Source organism: Acinetobacter gyllenbergii CIP 110306 = MTCC 11365, from assembly GCF_000413855.1.
GTDB lineage: Bacteria > Pseudomonadota > Gammaproteobacteria > Pseudomonadales > Moraxellaceae > Acinetobacter > Acinetobacter gyllenbergii.
The window spans coordinates 1-16,866 of sequence record NZ_ATGG01000054.1 but is presented as its reverse complement, the minus strand read 5'-3'; the positions used below and the strand labels follow the sequence as shown (position 1 = coordinate 16,866).

General features: G+C 41.9%; 17 protein-coding genes and 2 pseudogenes. 11 read left to right on the top strand and 8 right to left on the bottom strand.

Features of this window, described 5'->3' with window-relative positions; translation table 11 throughout:
* The 8 genes and pseudogenes from F957_RS01485 to F957_RS01520 all read left to right on the top strand — a co-directional run.
* Positions 1–267 (top strand): annotated as a pseudogene (locus F957_RS01485) (contractile injection system protein, VgrG/Pvc8 family); the annotation flags it as partial.
* Between the two features lie 270 nt (positions 268–537).
* Entirely contained in the window at positions 538–1,206 is a 669-nt protein-coding gene (locus F957_RS01490; RefSeq protein WP_016660656.1) for a hypothetical protein, read from the top strand.
* Positions 1,207–1,413: 207 nt separating this feature from the next.
* Positions 1,414–2,073, top strand: coding sequence for an amino acid ABC transporter permease (locus tag F957_RS01495; RefSeq protein ID WP_032860679.1), 660 nt, complete (start codon positions 1,414–1,416; stop codon positions 2,071–2,073).
* On the top strand, positions 2,063–2,734 hold the full coding sequence (locus F957_RS01500; protein ID WP_016660654.1) for an amino acid ABC transporter permease: 672 nt from the start codon (positions 2,063–2,065) through the stop codon (positions 2,732–2,734). Before F957_RS01495 ends, F957_RS01500 begins: the two co-directional genes overlap by 11 nt.
* Entirely contained in the window at positions 2,731–3,462 is a 732-nt protein-coding gene (locus F957_RS01505; RefSeq protein ID WP_016541003.1) for an amino acid ABC transporter ATP-binding protein, read from the top strand. Before F957_RS01500 ends, F957_RS01505 begins: the two co-directional genes overlap by 4 nt.
* An 18-nt stretch (positions 3,463–3,480) precedes the next feature.
* Entirely contained in the window at positions 3,481–4,383 is a 903-nt protein-coding gene (locus F957_RS01510) for a transporter substrate-binding domain-containing protein (protein WP_016541004.1), read from the top strand.
* Between the two features lie 34 nt (positions 4,384–4,417).
* Complete coding sequence (locus F957_RS01515; protein WP_016541005.1) at positions 4,418–5,284, top strand: cysteine ABC transporter substrate-binding protein; 867 nt, start codon at positions 4,418–4,420, stop codon at positions 5,282–5,284.
* 143 nt (positions 5,285–5,427) lie between these two features.
* Positions 5,428–5,874, top strand: coding sequence for a VOC family protein (locus F957_RS01520; RefSeq protein ID WP_016541006.1), 447 nt, complete (start codon positions 5,428–5,430; stop codon positions 5,872–5,874).
* Positions 5,875–5,951: 77 nt separating this feature from the next.
* On the opposite strand, the gene F957_RS01525 is transcribed toward F957_RS01520, so the two are convergent.
* Complete coding sequence (locus F957_RS01525) at positions 5,952–6,731, bottom strand: TorF family putative porin (protein ID WP_016541007.1); 780 nt, start codon at positions 6,729–6,731, stop codon at positions 5,952–5,954.
* 118 nt (positions 6,732–6,849) lie between these two features.
* Positions 6,850–7,308, bottom strand: a complete 459-nt coding sequence (locus F957_RS01530; RefSeq protein ID WP_016541008.1) for a winged helix-turn-helix transcriptional regulator — start codon at positions 7,306–7,308, stop codon at positions 6,850–6,852.
* Positions 7,309–7,405: 97 nt separating this feature from the next.
* Between F957_RS01530 and F957_RS01535 the strand changes: the two genes are divergently transcribed.
* A complete protein-coding gene (locus F957_RS01535; protein ID WP_016541009.1) occupies positions 7,406–8,647 on the top strand; it encodes an MFS transporter in 1,242 nt (413 codons plus the stop codon).
* Positions 8,648–8,716: 69 nt separating this feature from the next.
* Here F957_RS01535 and F957_RS01540 read toward each other — a convergent pair whose 3' ends face one another.
* From F957_RS01540 to F957_RS01555, 4 genes are all read right to left on the bottom strand, one after another.
* Entirely contained in the window at positions 8,717–9,598 is an 882-nt protein-coding gene (locus F957_RS01540; protein WP_016541010.1) for a copper resistance D family protein, read from the bottom strand.
* A 76-nt stretch (positions 9,599–9,674) separates the two neighbouring features.
* Positions 9,675–10,046 carry a copper resistance CopC family protein gene (locus F957_RS01545; protein WP_016541011.1) on the bottom strand — a complete coding sequence of 124 codons (372 nt, stop codon included), beginning with the start codon at positions 10,044–10,046 and terminating at the stop codon, positions 9,675–9,677.
* A gap of 119 nt (positions 10,047–10,165) precedes the next feature.
* Positions 10,166–11,353 carry a TCR/Tet family MFS transporter gene (locus tag F957_RS01550; RefSeq protein ID WP_016541012.1) on the bottom strand — a complete coding sequence of 396 codons (1,188 nt, stop codon included), beginning with the start codon at positions 11,351–11,353 and terminating at the stop codon, positions 10,166–10,168.
* A 321-nt stretch (positions 11,354–11,674) separates the two neighbouring features.
* The gene (locus F957_RS01555) at positions 11,675–12,898 is read right to left on the bottom strand and encodes an MFS transporter (protein ID WP_016541013.1); all 1,224 of its coding nucleotides are present in this window, start codon (positions 12,896–12,898) and stop codon (positions 11,675–11,677) included.
* A gap of 149 nt (positions 12,899–13,047) precedes the next feature.
* Between F957_RS01555 and F957_RS01560 the strand changes: the two genes are divergently transcribed.
* Both F957_RS01560 and F957_RS01565 read left to right on the top strand, forming a co-directional pair.
* Positions 13,048–13,824, top strand: coding sequence for an AraC family transcriptional regulator (locus tag F957_RS01560; RefSeq protein ID WP_016541014.1), 777 nt, complete (start codon positions 13,048–13,050; stop codon positions 13,822–13,824).
* A gap of 95 nt (positions 13,825–13,919) precedes the next feature.
* Complete coding sequence (locus F957_RS01565) at positions 13,920–15,071, top strand: winged helix-turn-helix domain-containing protein (protein ID WP_016541015.1); 1,152 nt, start codon at positions 13,920–13,922, stop codon at positions 15,069–15,071.
* Between the two features lie 56 nt (positions 15,072–15,127).
* On the opposite strand, the gene F957_RS01570 is transcribed toward F957_RS01565, so the two are convergent.
* Positions 15,128–16,318: an acyl-CoA dehydrogenase gene (locus F957_RS01570; protein WP_016541016.1), complete on the bottom strand. Its 1,191-nt coding sequence runs from the start codon at positions 16,316–16,318 to the stop codon at positions 15,128–15,130.
* Positions 16,319–16,539: 221 nt separating this feature from the next.
* A pseudogene (locus tag F957_RS01575) lies at positions 16,540–16,866 on the bottom strand (NAD(P)/FAD-dependent oxidoreductase); the annotation flags it as partial.

The following is a 16,866-nucleotide window of genomic DNA, read 5'->3' as shown; positions in this document are numbered from 1 at the left end:
GGTTTAAGCAAAAACTACGATATTCGTCCTTTCTCAATGCAATCGAATGAAAGTGATTATGCCTATTTAACCAGAATTTTACGCGAAGAGTCGATTAACTTTTTAATTGATGAATCGAATTATATTGTCTCGAGTCAAAATCAAAGTATTGAGCCACAAAAATTACGTTTAATTGATGATAATGCACAATTTAAGGCGCTTGAACGTCGAAGCATTCGCTATCATCGCTATAAAAAATGGCGCAATCAAAAATGCATCCATTCTTTCAAGTATGTATGGTCTAGATGTAAATTATAAATATTTGAATGATATACATGTTGATTATATTGATATTAACAGCACTATAATTAGTTTTGGTGCATAGGGTCTGAGTGAGTGTAAAAAACTCGCTTTTGATATACCTTCTGCAACCTTGGCAAACTCTGATAGCTATGCTGAGTTCTTTTCTGAAGTGATGGAAACCTCAAGACCAACGATACAATATAGGGGGATTTAATGCGAAGAATATTATATGTCATTATTATCTGGAGTTTTTTTATGGATCAGTCTATAGCAAAAGAATATTTTTATTCAAATAAAATTAAAAATTTACCTGAACCAATAAAGGTTGAAGATACAGCATCTCAAAATGATTTTTTTTCATACTTTAATAAAGATAACTTATCAAAAAATCATGATCGTTTGGATGTTTTTCAACCTGTCATTGAGGCAAAAGCGAGAGTAGAACAAGTTGATCCTTTTAAACTCAAACTGGATGTTGTATTAACAAATAGCCATAGAGATTGGTATATTCCAAGATTTGACTTAAAGTCAATTTACAGCGAAAAAAAAGTTTATTTGACTGATGAGGGTGGAAAGGTTGTTCAGGTTTTACCTAAGTGGTGGCCTGAAAAAAGGAAAGGTCCACATAGCCCAAGTGTATATATTCCTAAAGCTGAACATATTGGTTTATTTGCTCGTTTTAATAAGCATGATACATATAAATTAGAATATGCGTTGGATATCCCCGAAACGACAGCAAACCAGATTGCCTTTAATTTATATTTTATGGATAGTAGCACTCTTCCAGAGCTTTTTAATAAGTACATTGAGTTAAATGATAATAATTTATATAGTCTTGTGACGAGGTCAAATACGATAAAAGTGTTATGTAAGAAAAAAAGTGAAAATAACAATGAGGGGTATATATGTGACTTTGAATATTAATTTTTAAATTTTTGAGGGTATTATGTTAGTTGAGTTTTAATCAGTCAACACAGGTGAGACTTACCGGCATCTTCATCATCCAAATTTCAGCAAAGCTTAGCAAATAATAATATTTCATGTGAAATTTCAATCAGTATAGACTCATCCAAAGATAAATAACAACAACGTATTTATCAAAAGAATCAATTTTTTATTCGGATGTTTTCTTTGGATTGGCAGTATATACAGAGTGTGCTGCCGCAGTTCTATGCGGCAACCCTTATGACCTTAAAAATCTCCTCTATTGGTATTGTGTTATCTATTTTGCTTGGGCTGATCTGTAGCGTAATCAGTACCTATCAGGTTCGAGTACTGGATAAAATTGTCAAAGTCTATATCGAGGTTTCCCGCAATACGCCCTTGCTCATTCAACTGTTTTTTCTCTACTACGGTTTGCCCAAGATAGGCATCAAACTCGATGGATTTACCTGCGGTGTGATTGGTCTGACTTTTCTAGGTGGCAGCTATATGGCAGAAGCCTTTCGTGCAGGGCTACAGTCTGTTGCTCAAGGGCAAATTGATTCTGCTCGAAGCGTAGGATTAAACGCCGTGCAAGTTTTTCAGTATGTGGTATTTCCGCAGGCATTATCATTGTCTATTCCAGCGATTGGTGCGAACTGCTTATTTCTAATTAAAGAAAGCTCGATCTTGAGTGCCATTGCCGTGGTGGAACTCCTGTTTGTGACCAAAGATTTGATTGGCATGGATTACAAAACCACAGAAGCGCTATTCCTATTAATCATGGCCTATCTGATCATCTTGTTACCTGTATCAGCTTTAACAAGTTATTTAGAATACCGCAGTCGGAAGGTGAGCCATGGGACTTGAGTATTTATTTCAACCGAGCCATATCGAACGTTTACTGTATGGCTTGTTGCAAACCATTGAAATTGCCTTTCTGTCCGTATTTTTATCTGCCATTTTCGGGACAATTTTTGGGGTGATCATGACCTCAAAAAATATGATGGTTAAAATCCTATGCCGTTTCTATCTGGAAACCATACGGATTGTACCCATCCTCGTCCTTTTATTCGTTTTTTATTTTGGTTTTGCGACATGGTTTAACTGGCAGTTGTCATCGTTTTGGGTCTGTATTTTTGTATTTACCCTATGGGGAACTGCGGAAATGGGCGATCTGGTTCGCGCTTCGATCACCTCGATTGATCAACATCAACGGGATTCTGCCTATGCAGTAGGACTCACTCATATACAGGCCTTAGTTTATGTGATTTTCCCACAAAGCTTAAAACGGGTAACACCTGGCGCATTAAATCTGTTTACCCGCATGATTAAAACCAGTTCATTAGCCGTACTGATCGGGATGGTGGAAGTCCTGAAAGTGGGGCAGCAGATTATTGAAAATTCATTATTGACGGTACCCAGCGCATCGCTGTGGATTTACGGTTTCATCTTTATTCTTTATTTCCTGATTTGTTATCCATTATCGCTTTTAGCAGCGCATTTAGAAAAAGTGTGGGAGAACGCATGACTTTGTTATCGATACAGCATTTACACAAGTTTTATAAACAAAGTCATATTTTGCATGGCATTGACCTAGAGGTGCAACAAGGTGAAGTGGTGGTGATTTTGGGGCCATCCGGTTGTGGAAAAAGTACCTTGTTACGTTGTATCAATGGGCTGGAACCGATACAAGACGGTGAGATCCATCTCAAAGATGTTGGTGTGCTAGGGCAGGATTTGCCATGGGATAACGTGCGCCAGCAGATCGGCATGGTGTTCCAGAACTATGAATTATTCAAGCATATGAATGTGATTGATAACATTTTGCTTGGTCCGTTAAAAGCGCAAAAACGCCTACGTGCGGAAGTGGAGCAATTGGCCGATCAATTGTTGCAGCGGGTAGGTTTGCTCGATCGTAAATACGATTATCCCTCCAATTTATCAGGTGGTCAGAAGCAGCGAATTGCCATCGTCCGTGCGTTGGTGATGCAACCGAAAGTGATTTTACTGGATGAAATTACCGCAGCGCTTGACCCTGAAATGGTGCGGGAAGTCCTAGATGTGGTGCTGAAACTGGCGCAGGAAGGCATGACCATGTTGATTGTCACCCATGAAATGGGCTTTGCCCGCAAAGTGGCGGATCGCATTATTTTTATGGATAAGGGCAAGATCATTGAACAAAGCTCGCCAGAAGCATTTTTTCAGCATCCACAGACAGAACGCGCGAGAACCTTTCTCAATATTTTGAATTATTAAAAACGATAAGAGGACTTTATGAGATTGAATTTAGCAGTTGGGCAATATGACCATTCTTTAAAAATAAAAATGTTTGGTCTGAGCATTACTTGTGTACTGATGGCAGGCGTGTTGACGGGCTGTAATCAACCCGCTTCCTCTGAACCCAAAAATACGGCACAAGATACTTCACTGGAACAGATTCGGGAAAATGGTGTATTGCGGGTTGGTGTATTCGCGGACAATCCACCGTTTGGCTATGTCGATAGTGCAGGCAAAAATCAGGGCTTTGATGTGGCACTGGCTAAGCGTGTCACTCAAGATCTGCTTGGCGATGAACATAAAATTCAGTTTGTGATCGCGGAAGCGGCTAATCGGGTTGAGTTTCTAAAATCAGGAAAAGTTGATGTGGTTTTTGCCAGTTTTTCAGTGACACCAGAACGGCAACAGGTGGTTGATTTTTCCGAACCTTATTTAAAAGCATCCTTAGGAATTGTCTCACCCAAAGCCAAAGCCATTACGAATGTAAAAGCGCTGGAAGGCAAAACCTTAATTGTAAATAAGGGCTCAAGCTCGGAGATCTATTTCAGTAAAAACTATCCCAAAGTCAAATTGTTGAAATTTGGACAAAATACCGATGCCTTTAACGCATTGATTGATGGTCGGGGGGACGCCATCTCCCAAGACAGCACCTATGCTTTGGCATGGGCAGCGAAAAACCCGAATTATGTGGCAGGCATTCCTCAGATTGGTAATCAAGATTTTATCGCAGCAGGCGTGAAGAAGGGCAATAGCCAATTACTGCACTTGCTCAATGATGAAATTAAACAGCTTAGAACGACAGGTGAGGTTCAAAAGATTTATGACCAAACCTTGAAGCCGATTTATGGCGAAACAGTGAATCCGAATATCTTTTTGGATGTCGATATCCCCAAGCAATAACAGATTTTTATAAGGTTAAAAAATAGGTGAACTTATGCAAACAATAACATTTTCAAATCTACAAAAATTATTACTGGCTTCCGTATTCAGTTTGGGACTGACGGCATGTAATAAAAATCCACAGTCCACGGAAAAAACAGCGGATACTTCGGCACAGGTCTCCAGTATTGAACAGATCAAAAAAAATGGTGTGGTTCGTATCGGGGTATTTAGTGATAAGCCGCCGTTTGGTTATCTGGATGCACAAGGTAAAAATCAGGGCTTTGATGTGGAAATTGCCAAGCATGTGGCCAAAGATTTATTGGGCGATGAAAACAAGGTTCAGTTTGTACTGACGGAAGCGGCCAACCGTGTTGAATATCTGAAAGCCAATAAGGTGGATATTATTTTTGCCAATTTCACCGTGACACCTGAACGTGAGCAAGTGGTGGATTTTGCCAAACCCTATCTAAAAGTCGCTTTAGGTGTGGTCTCTCCTAAAGATAAGCCAATTACTGATATTGCTCAGTTAAAAGATCAAACCTTATTAGTGAATAAAGGCACCACAGCGGATTCTTTCTTTAGTAAACAGCATCCTGAAATCAAACTGCAAAAGTATGAACAAAATACCGAAACGTTTGATGCTTTAAAAGATGGTCGTGGTGCAGCTTTGGCACATGACAATCTTTTAGTCTTAGCTTGGGCAAAAGAAAATCCAAACTATACTGTGGGTATCACTAATCTTGGCAAGCAGGATCTGATTGCACCTGCAGTACAAAAGGGTAATCAAGAATTGTTGGATTGGTTAAATCAAGATTTGCAAAAGCTAGCCAAAGAAGGCGTGATTCATCAGGCTTATGAAAAAACCTTAAAGCCAGTCTATGGCGATGGTATTCCTGCCAAAGATTTAATTATTGAATAATCAGTACAGCTAAAGAAAAAGGCGAGGCGAGATTAAATCTTGCTTCGCCTTTTTATCGCAGAGCATTTACTTAGCTTACAAAGTAAAGACAGTGATCATAAAATCCGCCCTTTAGAATGAATAAAACAAAGGGAATAGATCAAATGCAAAGTACAGAAATTGATTTTATTGTCAAAGATACCATGGCGGCATTGGCGTTTTATGAGCAGGTTTTTGAGGTTGAAAGAATTGAAGTCGGTGATTTTGTGCTTGGACAAAATAGTGTGATTATCAGTATTCATGGTGTCCATTTCCATATGCTGGATGAAAACCCAGATTTCCAATTATTGGCGCCTACTCCTGAGAGCTATATCCCAATCTGGTTTAATATTACCGTCACGGATATTGAAAAGACCTTGCAGCAGGCTGTGGATGCAGGTGCCGCACTGGTTCAGGCGGTACAACATATGCCTAAAATGGGCATTAAAAATGCCATGTTTAAAGACCCTTTTGGCTATATGTGGTTATTGCATCAGGTGCTTGAAGTTGTAGATTATGAAACACGGGCTCAGTTATTGGCGCAACAAGGGTTTCAGCGTAAATCCAGTTAGAACGAATCAGTCAAATAAATGCGATCTTATACAGCAAGCGATAAAGTGTATTCGTGCTTGCTGTACTTCATTTTAATCTAAAAGGACTTGGTCAGACTAAACACTGCGGCGGTTTTAACACCTTTTTGATTGCTATCGGAATAACCTGTGTGATCTAGGTCAGTTCCAATCGCAACTAGTTCAGCAGTTAAGTTCATCGGTCTATAATTATAATTCGCTGCAATTTTCCAATCGAAGAAATGATCTTTAGGATCTCCGCCATAAATTTCTCGGCTTGCTTTGGAATAGCCTAAGCTTGCAACTGCAGCAAAGTTGGTTTGTGCGATCGGCGTCGTATATAAAAGATTGAAATACCAATTTTTGACATTTTCACCGACGTTTTGGCGAGTGGCTTTTCCGCCGTATTGAGGGGTATAACTGATACTTGGTGTAAAGCGATCACCATCGTTCAAAGCGCTATTGATGATCAGCTTGAGATAGTATTCGTTATAATTTAAATCACTTTTACCGACATAATGATAGCGTAGCATACCGATATCAACGGTGGGCTGGAATTTCCCGAATGTGATTGGCGCTGTATAACCAAGTGAGGGGTCAAGTTCTAAGTGCGCTTCATCACCGAAATCGACATTTGATGCAAATGCCGCGGCATAAAATCCAGAGGAATGGTTTACAACAAAGTTTCCTTGTAATGTCGCATCATTTTTAGTCTGCGTTTGCCCACGCCAGCGATAGTCACTCGCCAAAGCAACATTCCCACTCAGACTGAAATTTGCTGCAGCGGTTTGATCGGTTGCCAAAGCATAGCTTGAGCAGAACGTTGTCGTTAAAAGTAATATATGATGCAAAGTTTTCATGACATCCCTAAATGATGAGTTAATTGAGATGTTATGAATATTATGATTTAATTGATTGATAAATAATAAAATTATTGTAAATTGTGCGTAAAGAAAGCATAAATTTTTTACATTTATTTTATTCGCTCAATGGATTGACCTTTAATACTTCAGTGCTTGCTGTGCTCAATACAGTGCCCTCATTGGAGATGGGGATCATCAAGGGAACAGGCTGCCTTGTTGTTTTTTCAATCAGGACAGAATGAGTTTCATTTTCCCCAAATAGATATTGTTCCCCCCATTGGCGTAATGCCACCACGATTGGAAACAGCTGTTCGCCTTTGTCCGTCAGAATATATTCTTGATAGCTTGTGCCATCGGAAGCAGCGCGTGTTTGCAGAATCCCAGCAGCAATTAATTTATGTAGTCTGTCTGAGAGAATATTGCGTGCCACATTTAAGTTTCGTTGTAGATCACCAAAGCGGTATAGCCCATCCATAATATCGCGCACAATCAGAAGTGACCAACGATCTCCAATCACTTCAACACTCCGTGCAACGGGGCAGAATTCTGGACTCGAAATTTTAGGGTTTGGCATCACATTCTCAGCAGATTAAGATTGACCTAGTTGCATTTTAAAACTAGATCAATTAGGATTCAACTAGTTTTAATTTGAAACTAGTTTGGGTGTATATATGAATATTCCCTGTAGGTCTTCTTTATCTAAAAAGGAAAAACATCTTTTAATTCAGTCAAAAAAATTGCCGACCAGTTTGGTGTTTTTGTTTGCCATTGCAAGCGGGCTTAGTGTTGCCAATGTCTATTATGTTCAGCCATTGCTCGATGCGATTGCTCGGGATTTAGCCATCAGTTATGCCGCTGTTGGTAGTGTGATTTTAGTGACACAAATTGGCTGTGCTGTGGCGTTGTTCTTGTTGGTGCCATTGGGTGATCGAATCAATCGGCGTCGTTTGACGTTATTTCAGCTTTTGGCGCTCTGTGCTGCTTTGATTGCCGTCAGCATCACCAAGACGACTTTGAGTCTATTCGCCAGTATGTTTGCTGTAGGCTTGTTAGGGACTGCGATGACGCAGGGACTGATTGCCTATGCGGCAAGCGTGGCGGATTTGCATGAGCGTGGTTATGTCGTCGGTACAGCACAAAGTGGTGTATTTATTGGCTTGCTGTTGGCGCGTGTATTTGCTGGAGCAATCAGTGATGTTGCGGGTTGGCGAAACGTTTATTTCTGTGCAGCAATGCTTATGTTGGTGATTGCCATGCCGCTTTGGAAATCTCTGCCTGTGCTTGCGAATCGACAGTATAGGCTAAGCTATCCACGGTTGCTTGGGTCGATGTTGAGCTTGCTTTGTCACAATAAGATATTACAAATACGTGGTCTATTGGCACTGCTGATGTTTGCCGCTTTTAATATTTTTTGGAGTGCCTTGGTCTTATTATTGAGCTCAGCGCCATATCATTATTCTCATACCGCGATTGGTGCATTTGGCTTGGTTGGGGTACTCGGTGCTTTGATGGCGACAAAAGCTGGGCAATGGGCAGATCAAGGTTTTGCGCAAAGAACCAGTGGCTTTGCCTTGTTGATTATATTGTTGTCTTGGGTTGCATTCGCTCAAATTGAATATTCCATTGCTGCGTTAATCATTGGTATTTTATTGCTGGATTTGGGTGGGCAAGCTTTACATGTCACCAATCAAAGCATGATTTTCCAAACCCAACAAGACAATCAAAGTCGCTTGGTTGGACTGTATATGCTGTTTTATGCGGCTGGGAGTGGTTTGGGAGCGATTAGTAGTACCCTGACGTATGCACGAGCAGGATGGCAAGGGGTGTGTGTACTCGGCGCCTGCATCAGCATCATGGCTTTATTATTTTGGTGGATCACACGACATGTTAAACATGACAGCATGCCGGTTTAACGCACTCGAGTGAATCAGGGCTTTATTCAAATAGCCATGATTCACATCGAATAGCAGTTCCTTGTGATTTTATTCAATTCCGACAACAGTCGTAATATAGGCAGTGGTCATTAAAATCATGAAACCGAGTGACATTTCAAACAAAATGGCATAGCCGAGTTGTTTGGCAAATTTAGCCTGTTGTAAACGTGGGCTAAAGTACCATTTGTTAAAAGCGGCCAACAGTAAAATGCCGATAACCAAGACAAGCTTAATGATAAAACCTTGTCCATAAGGTGTGGCGCTGAGCACATCAAAATCTTTAAACAGGAGTAGTGCAATAGTGATACCGCATGCAATCAGAATACCGACGATAAATGCGGCAATCTGTCCAAATAAATGCATAGATTGTTTTAACGATAGCCCACTGATCATGTGGCTGGTTTTCCAAAGCGGGTAGAGCGACCCCATCCAAACAGACATTAAAAGCACATGGATCGTCAATAAAAGCTGGGCGAAAGTGGGGAGATTGGTGACATGGCCGAGTTGAGAAAAACTATAGGCGATCAGAAATATTGGGATTGGCCAAATGCATTTTTCAAAAAGAGTAATTTCTGTTCTGTGCATTTTGAGTTTAAAAATCAGCAACGCCAGCAGTAACGCAAAGCTGATCATACGAAGCAGATGGGCATGTCCGGTCGCAGTGTTGATCAGAATGTTGATATAGTTCCAGTCAAACATGCCGAGCAGGCCTGTATTGGCAAAGCTTCCAACTAAAAACAAGAAACCCAGCGTACTGGACATAAAACCAAGGGCGGCCCCAATGCTGATGTAATTGACCATCCCTTTTTTAATTTCAGCATAGTGTCCGAGGAGGAAATAACAGAATGCACCTCCAATGACAAAAGCAGTACTTAAATATAGGCTAATTTTTATTATCCAAGCGGCGAATATCCAATATTCAGGCATCATTTTTATTCCTAACCCCGAGCAACTGGTCAAGGGATGAGATTGGCAAGTTGCTCATCTATTCCAAGTTTGATTTGGCTTATTTCAAAGTAAAACTATATTCACCGTTCATGTTGTGTCCATCTTTGCCCATGGTGCTCCAAAGTACGGTGTATTTACCTTTTTTCAGTGTAGGGATGGCAATATCAAAGGTTTTTTTCAGGTCATGGCTGACCTTGTAATTCAATGGAAGCTCTCGGCGTTGTTCATCTAAAACTTGAATCTTCATTAACATCACCTCATCACCAAAATTAAGGTTAAGATTTTTAGGTTGGGTTGAAACTATGGTATTTGCAGCGGGTGTAGCACTGATCAAGCTGACATGAGCAAAAGCGGTTGATGTAGCAATCGTTAGGGTTGTACCGATGATCAGGTTGCGCAACATGGTTTTACTGTTTTGCACAAAACTCATTTTTTATCCTCTTTTAAAGCATGATGTGGGACTGATGATGCAATTGGCGTCATCAGCTTTCATGGTTTATTATCCAAGCTGCATCAGTACTTATGAACGACATGAAAATTACGTTTTTGTCATTTTGAAGGTTGCATATTTGGTTTGAGGCTACGAATCAGAATAGGCAGCGCAAGTAGATAAATCATGACCACACTCAGCCAGATTGCACCCGGCCATTTGGATTGAAATTGAAAATACAGGGTGGAAAATAGTAGAGGAGCAAACATGGAGGCCAAGCTGATTGTAGAGGCAATAATGCCTTGAAATTGACCTTGTTGTTCTGGTGAAACTTTTTGCGAAGCCAAGGCTTGTAATGATGGGGTACCGATACTGCCTAAGGCGAAAAGTGGCATGATGATAAAAATGATCCAGCCTTGTTGAGCAAAAGCCATGATGAATAATGCAATACAAGAGCAACTTATTCCGATAAGGACGGTATTTCGATCTCCAAATCGTTTGGAAGTATGCTGAGGAATAAAGGCTTGAACCAGCATTTGAGATAAACCAAAAGCAGCTAAAGATAGACCCACCCAAAAACCGTTCCATTGAAAGGTAGCATGTCCCCAAAGCGCCCAGCACACTGCATAAGCTTCACCTGTGCCACTCAAGATAAAAAAGGTGGCAATTAAAGGAAGTATATTCGGGATTGATCGAAGCGAGGTAAAGGCTTTAAATGGATTCAGACTCGAAACAGGATTGTTTGAGAGCTCGGCTGTTTTTGACTCAGGCAATACCCAATAGGCCAGTAAAAAATTGAGACCTGAAAGAATGGCTGCGATGATAAAGGGCAGTCTGAGCCAGTAGTCACCCAGCAAACCACCAAGGATTGGTCCAATAATAAAACCTGCACCAAACATCGCGCTCATGAGCCCAAAGTATTTGGTACGTTGATCTGGTTTGGTTATATTGACAAGATAGGCGGAAGCAACTGACATATTGGCACTGCTCATGCCTGCAATGATTCGACCGATCAATAGCAGCACCAGACTATGTGAAAAGGTCAAGAACGTGTAGTTGATGGTTGAACCTGCCAATGACAGCAGCAGAATCGGTCGCCGTCCAAATCGGTCACTTAATGCACCGAGTACAGGTGAAAAGAGGAATTGCATGGCGGCATAGAGACTGCCGAGCAGACCAATGTATAATGCAGTCTGATGACTATGCGTAATGTCTTGAAGTAAGGCGGGTAAGATTGGAAAAATTAGTCCGATGCCAATCGCATCTAAAGCAATGGTCGAAAAAATAATAAATAGAGAGCGATTCATAAAGCGTCCTATCGAAAAAGCAGGTACAGCAATGCTGCGAGAACCTGTTAACGATGCCTGATAACAACTCAAGCCCTGATGAACGCTGACCGAATCTTAATGATTGGGATATGTGTCGATGTGATATTTTTCGCGAATGAAAAAACATCAACATCAATTTTTCGCGGTTTTTTTATCGTAACAATGAAAACGAAGGAATCTAGCAAGTTCCAACGATGGCTAAAATTCTAGCACTTAAACGTGCAGGCAAACAAGATCATGTTGATGTATCAAAACAACTGCATCAAGCCCGTTAGTATGCTGCAGTTGTTGAGTAATGGATTATTTTTTGGTATTCGGCAAGAATGCGGTCATAAAACCTAAGAGTGGCAGGAAGGAACAGAGTTTATAGACCCAAACAATACCATGGGTATCGGCCAAATGCCCCAGTCCCGCTGCCCCAATCCCGCCGATCCCGAACATCAGTCCAAACATCAAGCCAGCAACCATACCAACTCGACCAGGCACGGCTTCCTGAGCATACACCACCAAGGCAGAGAAAGCAGAGGACATCACTAAACCAATCACAATTGCCAGGATCGCTGTTCCAGTAAGACCAACATAAGGCAACATCAAGGCAAATGGTGCAACACCCAAGAAGGAGACCCAAATCACAGCTTTACGGCCAATCCGATCGCCCACAGGGCCGCCTGCAAAAGTACCCAGTGCCACTGCGCCTAAAAATATAAATAGATACAGCTGAGAGGTTTGAATAGAAACATTAAAACGTTCAATCAGATAGAAAGTAAAATAATTGGTAATGGCCGCGATATAGATAAATTTGGCAAACATCAACACACAAATCACGGCCATGGCCTGAATCACTTGTTTACGGGTCAAGGTAGAAATAGCGGGTTGACTGGCAGCACGCTGTACAGGTGCTTGCTTGACCACCCATTTGGTGACACGTAATAAAACGAAAATCGCCAAAGCAGCAACTAAAACAAAGAGGCCAATAGCGCCTTGTCCATTTGGAATAATCACGGCAGCTGCCATTAATGGCCCAATCGCAGAACCGGTATTGCCGCCAACCTGAAACATCGATTGTGCTGTACCAAAACGTCCACCCGATGCGGTACGGGCGATGCGAGAGGCTTCAGGATGAAAAGTTGACGAGCCTACCCCAATTAATGCGGCAGCAAACAACAAACTGTGAAAGCTTGCTGCAATCGCCATTAAGCCGATGCCGATGAGTGTGGCTGCCATACCCATCGGCAATAAATAGGGTTTTGGATGTTTATCAGTATATAGCCCAATCCACGGTTGTAATAAGGATGCGGTAATTTGATAGACCAAGGCAATCCAGCCGATTTGAGCAAAACTTAAAGAAAATTCGGCTTTTAACATCGGATAACTTGCAGTGACTACGGCTTGAATTGAATCATTTAATAGATGGGCAAAAGCAACTGCGCCGACAACACGTAACACGAATTTCTGCGGTTGATCATTGCTGGGAAATTGCTCTTGCGGAAATGCATTCTCAAGAGTGCCTGTATTGCTTGCCATGATTGCTCCAACACGTTATATCAGCTTGAAATGGTGCTGCTGAAAGAGGTTTGTTTTTCAGTGTTTTTATCCTAAACTGAACAGAAATCGGCCCACAATCATATTTGGGACAGATAGTGTCGAGTTCAGGCCATTTTTAAGGAAGGGCAATGCGTAATATTCAGGTCAATGATTATCAGGATGTGGCGCGTGATGTAATGGCCACGGGTAATGATTATGCCGATGGCCATCTGCTGGCAAGTCATCGCCATCGTCGAGGTCAATGTCTGTATGCGATTACAGGGGTTGTAACGGTCATTACCGCTACTGGTAGTTGGGTGGTGCCACCGAAACGTGCGCTTTGGATTCCAGCGGGGATTGACCATGAAGTACACATGGGCGGGATCACCAAAACCCGTAGTGCCTATATTCTCCCTGAAACTGCAAATGCGGTAGGCTTGCCAACCTATTGCGCAGTGATCAATGTGTCGCCCTTATTGCATGAGCTATTGTCGACCGGGGTTGATTTACCTGTTGAATATGTGTTGGGTAGTCGAGATGATTATCTCATGCGATTAATCATTGCAGAAATTGCACTAATGCCTGAACTGCCTTTAAATGCGCCCTTACCGCAAGAACCACGGTTAGCTGCCTTATGTCTGCAATTGCTAAAAGCACCCAGCTTGGACGATGATCTTGATCAAATTGCAGCGCAAGTTGGGATGAGCCGCCGTAATTTTACACGAATTTTTCGGCAGCAAACGGGGATGAGCTTTAGTAACTGGCGCCAGCAAGCCTGTTTACTTAATGCGTTGACCCGTATGGAATTGGGGCAATCCATTACCCGCGTCGCAATCGAGTTGGGTTATAGCAGTAGCAGTGCTTTTACCGCAGCCTTTAAACGTTCTTTGGGTGTGGCGCCTCGTTTTTATATACAAGGAAAATAAACAAGGGATTGGCATAATTGTGTTAATTTGAATAACTGCATTTATTGCAGCTTCATCTCTCTTGATCGATAAAATATGATTTAAATGACAATATTATGATTTCATTATTAAAACGCTTGGCTTTATCTCATCAAGGTTTAGAAAAAAACAATAGCTTTGGTGAGGGCTTATCTGGTACACAACAAGCCATTGAACATCTGGGTTATGTGCAAATTGATACCATTTCAGTGGTGGAACGTGCCCATCATCATGTGTTGTGGAGTCGAGTGCCGAATTATCAATTGGGTCATTTAAATCAACTGGTACAAGATCAACTGATTTTTGAACATTGGGCCCATGCAGCATCCTATTTACCGATGCGGGATTATCGCTATGCCATGCCGTTAATGCATTCTATCCGTAATGGAGAAAGCCGTTATTTTTCAAGAGGTGATCAGAAACTGATGCATGAGATTCTGGCTCAGGTGAAAGCCGAAGGTAGAATCCGACTCAGAAATATGCAGAAGGAAAAACGGGAGGGATCAGCAGGCTGGTGGAATGCTGGACCGAGTCGCAAGGCGATTGAACAGCTATTCATGCAAGGCGATTTAATGATTTGTGAACGCAATGGCATGGAGAAGGTGTATGACCTGACTGAACGTTGTATACCGCAGGGTATTGATGTAAGCACACCGACTTTACAGGAATATGCACAGTATTTATTGGATACCACCATACGTACCCATGGCGTATTTACCTGGAAGCAATTGCTGCATTTAAAAACCAATAAAGATTTACGTGACGTCATGCGTAAACTCTTGGACGAACAGATTGATGCAGGCGTGATCAATCTGATCAAGCTGGAAAGTGGGCAAACGGTTTATGTGGCCAGCGCCGTGTTGGAACATAAACCCAAGATCGAAGCGGAGGTTAAAATCGTATCTCCGTTTGATAATCTGGTGATTCATCGGGAACGTTTAAGTTGCTTATTTGACTTTGATTATCGCATTGAATGCTATGTACCTGCGGCCAAACGACAATATGGTTATTTTTGCTTACCGTTGCTTTATGCAGATGATTTTGTTGGACGAATCGACTGTAAAGTGCATCGTCGTGAACAAAGATTAGAAGTGATAAGTTTGCATTTAGAAGATGCCAATATGCGAAATCGAGATGAGTTTTTGCTTGCATTAGAACGAGAATTACAGCGTTTCGCCCAATTTAATCAGTGTACCAGTATTGACCTAGATAAGATCAAGATGCGATAGGGCGAGCTATCTAACGTCGATGCTCGCCGTTTTATTTTTAGTCGTCACTTAGCGCTTTAGAACGCTGCGAGTCCTGTCTGGGCTCTGCCTAAGATCAAGGCATGCACATCATGGGTGCCTTCATAGGTATTCACAACTTCAAGATTGACCAGATGACGGGCGACGCCAAATTCATCACTGATTCCGTTTCCGCCTAACATATCTCGCGCCAAACGGGCAATCTCCAAGGCCTTGCCACAGTTATTGCGTTTAATCAGAGAGGTCGCTTCAACTGAGGCAATACCATCGTCTTTCATTCGACCAAAGCGAAGGGCAAGCTGTAGGCCGAGCGCAATTTCTGTTTGCATGTCTGCCAACTTTTTTTGAATCAGTTGGTTGGCAGCCAGTGGCTTACCAAACTGCTTTCGATCCAGTGTGTATTGGCGTGCGGTGTGCCAGCAAAATTCAGCTGCTCCCATGGCGCCCCAAGCAATACCATAACGGGCACTGTTCAAGCAGGTGAAAGGGCCTTTTAAGCCACGTACTTCGGGAAATGCATTTTCTTCAGGAACAAAGACTTGATCCATCACAATTTCACCTGTAATAGACGCTCTTAAGCCGACTTTGCCGTGAATTGCAGGTGCAGAAAGCCCTTGCCATCCTTTTTCTAAAATAAAACCACGGATTGGGCCGACATTGCCTTCAGGCGAAACTTCTTTGGCCCACACCACAAAAACATCCGCAATTGGACTATTGGTAATCCACATCTTGGCGCCAGTTAAATGGTAGCCACCTGCAACTTTTTTAGCGCGACAGGCCATACTGCCTGGATCTGAACCATGGTCGGGTTCGGTTAGACCAAAGCAGCCAATCCATTCACCAGTCGCCAATTTAGGCAAGTATTTTTGCTTTTGTTGCTCAGTCCCGAATTCATGAATGGGCACCATCACCAACGAGCTTTGCACACTGGCCATTGAACGATAGCCCGAATCAACACGTTCAATTTCACGGGCAATCAGACCATAACTCACATAATTTAAGCCTGCACCGCCATATTGTTCTGGGATGGTGGGTCCGAGCAGGCCTAATTCACCCATTTCCCTAAAGATGTGCGGATCGGTTGTTTCATGACGGAATTGATCAAGCACCCGTGGCATTAACTTATCTTGGCAGAATGCATGAGCTGTATCACGAATCATGCGTTCTTCTTCGTTCAGTTGCTGTTCAATTAAAAAAGGGTCATTCCAGTTAAACTCTACGCGGCTCATTATTTTTTCCTTCATGATTGTTCTAGAAAGTTCCTATCAATTTGTTTTTTAAGCTTAGCTCCCGCAGGAACTAAGCTTACCTAAAAAATGACAATCGAGAGTAGAAATACCTCAACTTATTCGGGATATAGAGCAATTAAATCTCTGCAAAACTATCCATCCATTTACATGTTTGGGTAGTTAGGACCACCTCCACCTTCAAGTGTTACCCAAGTGATATTTTGTAATGCGTCACCAAGGGAAACCACATAGTTTCCATCGTTGTGCATTGACTTCGGTACCATCCAATGCGGCATTTTTTGTGCTTTACTATCAGATAATAAGAAATATGTTTCGTCGCCCGCTATAGGGACATTCAGTGGAGCACCTTCTTCTTTCCAGTTTGGAAAGAATTCATTCATGGTACGTGGTTCAAGTACAACATCAGAAAGGATATACGCACCTACTTCAGAGCCTTTTTCAACAACACAAACAGAAAGATCAGGCAGGTTGTTTTCAATCGCTAATTGACGAATTTTAATCGCAGCAGATAAACCCGAAGGTCCTGC